Source organism: Levilinea saccharolytica, from assembly GCF_001306035.1.
Taxonomy (GTDB): Bacteria; Chloroflexota; Anaerolineae; order Anaerolineales; family Anaerolineaceae; genus Levilinea; species Levilinea saccharolytica.
Map to the genome: position 1 here is coordinate 151,937 of NZ_LGCM01000045.1, position 8,595 is coordinate 160,531.

Consider the following 8,595-nt stretch of genomic DNA (forward strand, 5'->3'; position numbering starts at 1 on the left):
CGCAGCGGCATTTTCCCCGTGGAATGCAGCTTGAAACCGCAAAAATGGATGGGGCGCGGGCACAAAAAAGCGGCGGCCAGATGCCTGGCCGCCGCTGCCTTACTGTACAAAGCTCAAGCGAAGACTAGTTCTCCATCCCGTAGGTGGAGTTCCACATCTTGATGATGGCCTTGTTGCCGGGCTTGTTGACGCCCAACAGCTCGATCATCACACCGTACTGCTGACCTTCGTCGCCGGGGTTGCCGCTGCCGAAGTAATGCGGCAGTATCGATAGAAGCGTCGAGCCGTACTTCGCTGTCAAGGGATTGCCGTCGAAGTCGGTGACGCGGGTGGAGTACATATCCACCGCGGGGATCACCGCGGAGCCGTCGCGGTTGCTTAAATACCAGCGGCCGTCGGCATAAAAGAAGCCGGGGTAGTAGCCCTGGCGGTCGTCGAAGACGGTCGTGGCGGGCTTGCCAGGATACTCCAAATTCTCCACATACGCGTATATCGGCTTACCATTTTCATCGTAGTCTGCAATATACTTCGCTCGGCTGATTTCAAAGCCTTCCACCGGCTGCATGGTCAGGCCGGCGTCATAGGAACCCACGCGGGCGTTGAAGGAGAAGAGCCAGCTGTCGAAGTTCTGCACAGGCGCAGCCGGGTCAAAGGCGCGCACGGCTTCTTCGTTCACGTCCACCAGCAGCAGCTGGTATTTGGGGCCGTAGGAGGGCAGGTCGCCGTAATAACCGCGCTGGGCGTAGGTGCTGCCGTACTTGGTGTTGCGGTAGTAGATCAGCGCCGCAGGGATGTTGTAGGGCACGCGGTCCACCATCCAGATGTCAGCGGGGGTGTCATAGGTGCCGTCGCCGTCGGGGTCGATCATGGTCTCTTCATGGGTCGTGACATAGGCCGTGCGGGCGCTGCCGTCATAGCGGCCGTTGTTGCGCAGTTCCACCAGGTAATACTGGCTGTAGGATTTGGTGGTGGGGACTGTCATCCAACCCGGATCGGAGTTGGTCCACTCATCCAGCGTGCCGACGGTGTCGAAGTCGGCCAGGACTTCGGTGTCGAGCATGATGTCGTCCACGAACCAACCGTTCTGCGAAACAGCCGCATCGGTTTCGTAGCGCAGGCGCAGGGTCACGTTCTTGCCCGCATACGCCGCCAGGTCAAATTGCAGGTCAGCCCTGCCCGAGCCGGTCAGGCCGTAGGCCCCGGGGTCGAGGTTGCCGTTGGGGTTGCTGTCGGTGAGGATGCCGTCCAGGTCGTTCAAAGAGACGAACGGGTTGGCCGGGTCGCTGTTGTCTTTGATCATGACATAGCCGTAGTCCCAATCCTCTTCGATGTCGTAATTGCTGGGGATGGTGAGGATGTTGGTGGCGGGGGCGGCCGGTACGTCAAAGGTGAAATCCATGGTCACGTCGGTCATATCGCGGCCAGCGCCAGAATGAATGGCGATGCCGGTGCCGACCGGGTTGGGGATGGTCTCCCACATGCGGGGCAGGTTAATACGCGCGCCCTTGATGGCACCGCGCGGGGCGCCTTCGAGAGCAGCGATGGTGGTTTTCTCTTCAGGATCCGCATACATCCGGTTGAAGAGGGGTTTGTCCCAGTTGCAGGCCACGCCGCCGCAGTCCGCGATCATGCGGAACCACAGGGGCATACCCAAAGGCTGGGTACCGCCCAGCCAACCACCCCAGGCGCCCGATTCCATGATGCTCCAGAAAGCGATGGAGCCCTGGGCGCCGTCGGTCACGTACAGATCGGGGAGGCCAAAGACGTTGTGGCCGAACTCTTCCGAGAAGACGCCCACTTCAGCGTTTTCGGGCTGGAAGGTGTAGGGGCCAACCTGGATGGACCAGTCATTGGGGTTGGCGGGATCATCTTCGTAGGCGTAGAGAGCTTCGGGCAGGTAATAGCGCACATCCGAGGAGTGCGACCAGATGGAGTCGTCGCCCTGGGCGCCGCCGCCAGCTTCCTGGCCCATACCGGCATGGATCATCCAGAAGGTGTCCACCAGGCCGTCTTTGTTGGCGTCATATTGCTTCCAGAACTTCCAGGCAGCCGCGGGGGTGGCGAAGGTGGCGTTGTATTTCTCAACGCTTTCCTTGACCAGGTGGGCGGGATAGACGCGCGTCTTGGGGGTATCGGGGTTGTCATCCAGATCCGCCCAGGTGCCGCCCGCGTGTTCCTCAGCGCAGTTGTCGGCGCCGTAGAAGGCTTCGGAGTGGTCGGATTGGATCCAGCCCACGACCTTACCGGAGAGTTTGACGTTGCCCTTGCCAGCGACTTTGTCGTAGTAATCCTGAACAGTGACGCCCTTCAGGTTGATGCCGGGCTTGCCGTCGCGGGGGTCAATCAGGTCCATGCGGACACGACCAGCGCCCTTGTAGCCGAAGATCATGCTTTCGTAGAACTTCATGCTGGCGGTCTGAGCGGGGGTGTACCACACGGTGTTGTTGTCGTAGGGCATGCCTTCTTCCACATCATCCGGGCCGACGGGCTCTTCGATTTCGCCCTGCTGGGGGCCGGAGTGGATTTCATCGAACCTCACGCATATTTTAGGGGTGTCGGGGTCATTGTCGTGGTCTATCGCGCGTTCCACATCAATTTGTTCATTCTCATCGGTGAATTGCACAGCCATGGCCAGGATTTTGACGGAGACTTTTTGGACTTTGCCTTTGAGGATGCCGCCCTGGGAGTCGATCTGGCTGTTCACGCCGGCTTCGTACTGCAGGGCGCGCTCGGCCATCTCGGGGTTGACCCAGGTGTCCGATTTTTTGGAGAAGGCCTTGATGACATTCTCTTTGGCTTTGTCAGTGTCACCACCAACGCGAGCTTCTTCTTTTTCGATGATTTGCTTCATCTGATCGCCGCGGGGCGGAACCAGGTGAATGCCGGCGATTTCTTGCGCGCCGATGGCCTTGACGGCCGCAGGTTCGGGCATGACGGCAGGCAGGCCAATGACCAGCGCTGCGATCATAACGACATAAAACAACTTACGAAGCATGTTTCCCTCCATTGGGTAAATAAGGTTCGTGGTTCTCGGTCGAGAAGCCTGTCTACAACGGAACATCTGTGCGGATTACGCTTATTACCAGGGTCACCTCCTCTTAGTAAATAGCATGCTACCCATGCTTGCATCCCCCATTTGAAAGCAAGAGGATCACAACCCAAAGGCGGGCTGTGCCTGAGCTTCTATAACCAGCGCTTGCGTTGCTGTTTCTCGTGTTAGGCTCGCGGCGTTATGAAATTACCGTTAAATATGAGGACAGATGGATTACGAACAGATTAATGTGAATTAATCTTAGCACCGAAAATCTAAAAAAGCAATACTTTTGATGCCCGCGGAACAGGTGCTGAAAGGGGGGACGATGGTGGTCGTACGGGCACGTTCGCACCCCTGCTAAACCTGTCACCGCGGCAACCGAAAACCGGCGGCTTGGGCGGCGTTTTTTGCCCGTGCCTCGCACTTCGAGGGCGCGGCGATCTCTACGCCAACCATGTCATCGCGAGCCGCGAAGCGGCGTGCCCTCGCACTTCGAGGGCGCGGCGATCTCTACCTTTCGGGGTGGAACCGGTAGGGTGGCGTCCCCGACGCACCAGCAGGGCAAAATCAAAAGGTGCGTTCGATGAACCGAGCGTTTTCCCCCAGTTCTGCTTTGCGTCCTTGGCGCCTCCGCGGTTCAAAGACACGTTTCACCGCCAAGGCGCAAAGGGTGCCAAGAAAACGAGGCAACGAACCCCACCCACCTTTGCGTCCTTGGCGTCTCTGCGGTTCAAAGACACGTTTCACCGCCAAGGCGCAAAGGGTGCCAAGAAAACGAGGCAACGAACCCCACCCACCTTTGCGTCCTTGGCGCCTCCGCGGTTCAAAGACACGTTTCACCGCCAAGGCGCAAAGAACGCCAAGAAAACGAGGCAACGAACCCCACCCACCTTTGCGTCCTTGGCGTCTCCGCGGTTCAAAGACACGTTTCTTCACCGCCAAGGCGCAAAGAACGCCAAGAAAGCAATTAAACGAATCCCTGTCTAAGCGGTGCATTCGATGAAGCTGAATGCACCCTACCGCCGCTGCCCGCCCCTGCACCCAATGCTCTGGTATAATCAAAGCCGATCTTTAGCCCCAGGAGCCTCGGCCATGTCTCAACCTCTCGATTTTCAATCGATCATCCTCACCCTGCAGCAGTACTGGAACGCGCAGGGCTGTTTAATCTGGCAGCCGTATTACACCCAGGTGGGCGCCGGAACTTATAACCCCGCCACCTACCTGCGCGTCATCGGCCCGGAGCCGTGGAACGTGGCCTATGTGGAACCTTCGGTGCGGCCGGATGACGGGCGCTACGGCGAAAACCCCAACCGCCTGCAGCAGCACACCCAATTTCAGGTGATCCTGAAGCCCGATCCGGGCAACCCCCAGGAACTGTACCTCAAATCCCTGGAGGCCCTGGGGATTGACCCGCGTCAGCACGACATCCGTTTTGTGGAAGACAACTGGGAATCCCCCGCTTTGGGCGCCTGGGGCCTGGGCTGGGAAGTCTGGCTGGACGGCCAGGAGATCACCCAGTTCACTTATTTCCAGCAGGCGGGCGGCATGCCCGTGGACCCGGTGGCGGTGGAGATCACCTACGGGTTGGAACGCATCGCCATGGCCCTGCAAAACGTGCGCAACTTCCGCGACATCCGCTGGAACGGGCAGCGCACCTATGGGGATGTGCATTTGCAGGGGGAACGCGAACACAGCCAGTATTACTTCGAAGTGGCCGACGTGGAACGCCTGCGGCAGATGTTCGCCCTGTTCGAGGCCGAATGTGAACAGGCCCTGGCGCAGGGTCTGGTGCTGCCGGCCCACGATTACGTCTTAAAATGCTCGCACACATTTAACATCCTGGATACGCGCGGGGCCATCGGCGTGACCGAACGCCAGGCCTTCTTCTCGCGCATGCGCGACCTGGCGCGGCGTGTGGCCGAGGCCTACGCCGCCCAACGGCAAAGCATGGGATATCCCTGGCTGGTGGATGAGCCCGCCGCCCAAACGCAGCCGTCCGCCCCGGCGGCGGCCGCCCCCCAGGCGCACCCGGCTGGCCCGGCGGATTTCCTGCTGGAGATCGGCAGCGAAGAACTGCCCGCGGCGGATCTGCACGGGGCTTTAGAGCAGCTGCGCGCGCGCGTGCCGGCCCTTTTGGACGATCTGCGCCTGACTCACGGTGAGGTCAAGGTGTGGGGCACGCCCCGCCGCCTGGTGGTGATGGCGGCGCAGGTGGCCGAACGCCAGCCCGACCGCGAGGTGGTGCATAAAGGCCCGCCCGCCAGCCGCGCCTTTGACGCGCAGGGACAGCCCACCCCCGCCGCGGCCGGTTTTGCGCGCGGCAAGGGGCTGGATGTGTCGGCGCTGGAAGTGCGCGAGATGGACGGCGGAACTTACGCTGTGGCGCGCGTGTTTGAACCCGGCCGCCCGGCCCTGGAGGTGCTGGCCGAGGCGCTGCCCAAACTGGTGGCCGATATTCGCTTTGATAAGGTCATGCGCTGGAACGCCAGCAATGTGGCCTTTTCGCGCCCGCTGCGCTGGCTGCTGGCTTTGCTGGGCGGCAGCGTGGTTCCCTTCACCTACGCCGGGCTGCAAAGCGGCCGGGTGACGCGCGGGCTGCGCTTCCACACTCCCGCCGAGATGGAAATTGCCAATCCGCAGGCCTATCTGCCGGTTTTGGCGGCCCAGGGCATTCTCTTAGACCCGGCGGAGCGCCGGGCGGCCATCGCTGCGCAGGTGGGGCAGCTGATGCGCGAGGCGGGCGGGGTGGAACAGGTGGACGAAGACTTGTTGGACGAGGTCACCGCCCTGGTGGAAGCTCCCACGGCTCTGCGCGGTTCGTTTGAAGAATCGCACCTCAGCCTGCCGCAGGAGGTCTTGGTTTCGGTGATGAAGAAGCATCAGCGCTACTTCCCGGTGCGCAAGGCGGACGGCAGCCTGCTGCCCTATTTCATCGCAGTGCGCAATGGGGACGGTCAGCATGTGGATGTGGTGGCCGACGGCAACGCCCAGGTGATCCGCGCGCGCTTTGCGGACGCGCATTTCTTCATCGAAGAAGATTTGAAAGGCCGTCTGGAAGATCTGCGCCCGCGCCTGAAGACGCTCACCTTCCAGTTTAAACTGGGCTCCATGTTCGACAAGAGCGAGCGTATCGGGCGCATCGTGGAACGCCTGGCCGGGCAGCTGCATCTGCAGCCTGCCGACGCCGCCGCTGCCCAGCGCGCCGCGGCCCTGTGCAAGGCCGATCTGGTTTCGCACATGGTGGTGGAGATGACCTCGCTGCAAGGGGTGATGGGGCGCTTTTACGCCCGCCACGACCAGGAGCCCGAAGCTGTGGCCCAGGCCATTTACGAACATTACCTGCCGCGCTTCACGGGCGACGCTTCGCCGCGCGGCCTGCCGGGGCTGGTGGTGGGGTTGGCCGACCGGCTGGACAGCCTGGCGGGTCTGTTTGCGGCTGGGCTGGCCCCCAGCGGCACCAAGGACCCCTTTGCCCAGCGGCGCGCGGCCCTGGGGCTGGCGCAGATGCTGATGGATTGGGATCTGGATTTTGACCTGGAAGAGGGGCTGCGCCTGGCGGCGGAATTTTTGCCCATTCCGCTCAGCCCGCAGGGGCAGGGCGAGTGCCTGGAATTCATTGTGGCCCGCCTGCGCGGCATGCTGCTGGAGCAGGGCTACCGCTTTGATGTGGTGGACGCGGTGTTGGCCGAGCAGAAGCGCAACCCGGCGGGCTGTTTGCGCGGGGTGAAGGAGCTGACGGCCTGGGTGCAGCGCCCGGATTGGGCCAGCATTCTGCCCACCTATTCGCGCTGCGTGCGCATTACCCGCGATCAGAAAGAGCGCTTCAGCATTGATCCGCAGGCCTTCTGCGAAGAAGCAGAAACCGAGCTGTGGCAGGCACTGCAGGCGGCCGAGGCCGCGCCGCGCCGGGCCGGGTCGGTGGAGGATGTGCTGCAGGCCTTTGTGCCGCTCATGCCGGTGATTAACCGCTTCTTCGAGGCCGTGCTGGTGATGGCCGAGGAGCCGCAGGTGCGCGCCAACCGCTTGGGGCTGCTGCAGCGGGTGGCGGCTTTGCCCGCGGGGGCGGCGGACCTTTCGCCTCTGGAAGGCTTCTAGACACCGGTTGGATTGGGATATTTCAACCGCCCCGTGCAAGTTCGCGGGGCGGTTTTGTTTCTACTGGGGTGTAGGGGAACGTCTTTTTAATGCGGGCGGCACATCCTACCCCGCCATCAGCTTTTTCACATCCCCGGCGTGTTCGATCTCATGCTCGCTGAAAATTTCCACCGCGTCAGCCATGCTGCCCGCCGCACCCCAGGGCAGGGTGGAGGGCTGGAAGAGCAGTTCGTCAGGAATTTCCTTCAGCAGTTCAATCAGCTTGGCGCGAGTTTCGACATACTCGCGGTAGATATGGTCGTAATCCAACCCCTCACGGGTGGCCACGGTCTCGGCGTTGTACACATCCACGCCGCGCATGGCGGGCGTGGCGGGCACATCCTGGGCCTTCAGCGAGGCAGCCATCGCGATCAGGCTGTCATCCCAACCGCAGATGTGCGCCAGGATTTCGCGGATGGTCCACAGGGGGTACACCTTGCGGTTCAGGTCCACCTGATCCAGGAGGGTCATCATCTGGCGGCGAGAGTCCTGCAAACTGGCGATTAGATCGGAGCGTGATTTCATGGGTGAGTCCTCACATGGATGATCGAAACAGGAAGGCGAAGCACCGGCGTAAATCAACTGGTGCTGCAAGGGTTGAACGATTTAATAGGTGCAGTTGATGGCCACCATGTACACATTTTCCAGACGAGCCGGCCCGGCGATGGAGCGCATTTCCATACTGGTGCCGACCACCACATACCCGGCGGTCATTTTCTCCGGCACATACACCGAAATGGGGTCGGTGCCGATGATGACCCAGCCGTTGTTGTTGGAGGTCCAGCGCTGGGCAGGCCCGCCAAAGAGAGCCGCGGCGTCTTCGGATGTGCGCGGGCAGCCGCTGGAGACGGGGGCCTCGCCGGTGGGCAGAGTCTGCACGGCGGGGGTGGGCGGCAGGAGCAACTCGGTGCCGGAGGGCACCAGGGTCTGCAATTGGGGAGGCAGGCTTTCGCGCGGCAGGGTATTGGCGGGCGCGGTGCCTTCGACGGCATCAGTGATTTGCCCCGGGACGGCCAGCAGGCTGCGCAGGACGAACGAGCCGCCGATGACGCAGGCCAACACCAGCACCACCGCTACCAGGCCGATGATCAGGCTGCGCGAGGCGCGGGAGCGGCGCTGGGTTTCGCGGGTCTCATAGGGGGCCATCAGGCGGTCCAATTGCTCGGGGGTCAGTTTGTGGCTGCGGCTGACGATATCGCGGATGGCAGCCGGGCGGTTGCCCAACTGATAGAGCTTTTCGGCGCTCTGCACAGCGGCTTCCGGCAGGGGCGGGGGCGGTGGGGGAGTGGGGCGGGGCTGAACCGTCGCTCACCGCCACGTTGACGGTGACCCCCACCGCGGACAACGTTTTCAGCCGGGTGGCTAACTTTCAGAACATGAACCGACGAGGCTTTGGCATCGGCATCATCGTGGTGTGCGCCCTGGGC

General features: G+C 62.0%; 4 protein-coding genes. 1 reads left to right on the forward strand and 3 read right to left on the reverse strand.

Annotated elements, in window-relative coordinates:
• Nucleotides 1–124: 124 nt before the first annotated feature.
• Entirely contained in the window at nt 125–2,995 is a 2,871-nt protein-coding gene (locus ADN01_RS13510; protein ID WP_160318427.1) for an immune inhibitor A domain-containing protein, read from the reverse strand.
• Between the two features lie 1,131 nt (nt 2,996–4,126).
• Between ADN01_RS13510 and glyS the strand changes: the two genes are divergently transcribed.
• A complete protein-coding gene (glyS, locus tag ADN01_RS13515) occupies nt 4,127–7,129 on the forward strand; it encodes a glycine--tRNA ligase subunit beta (RefSeq protein WP_062417405.1) in 3,003 nt (1,000 codons plus the stop codon).
• A 105-nt stretch (nt 7,130–7,234) separates the two neighbouring features.
• Here the strand turns inward: glyS and ADN01_RS13520 are convergent, their stop codons facing one another.
• Both ADN01_RS13520 and ADN01_RS13525 read right to left on the reverse strand, forming a co-directional pair.
• Nucleotides 7,235–7,693, reverse strand: a complete 459-nt coding sequence (locus ADN01_RS13520) for a ClbS/DfsB family four-helix bundle protein (RefSeq protein WP_062417406.1) — start codon at nt 7,691–7,693, stop codon at nt 7,235–7,237.
• Between the two features lie 81 nt (nt 7,694–7,774).
• Nucleotides 7,775–8,419 carry a hypothetical protein gene (locus ADN01_RS13525; protein ID WP_075071199.1) on the reverse strand — a complete coding sequence of 215 codons (645 nt, stop codon included), beginning with the start codon at nt 8,417–8,419 and terminating at the stop codon, nt 7,775–7,777.
• Between the last annotated feature and the right edge of the window lie 176 nt (nt 8,420–8,595).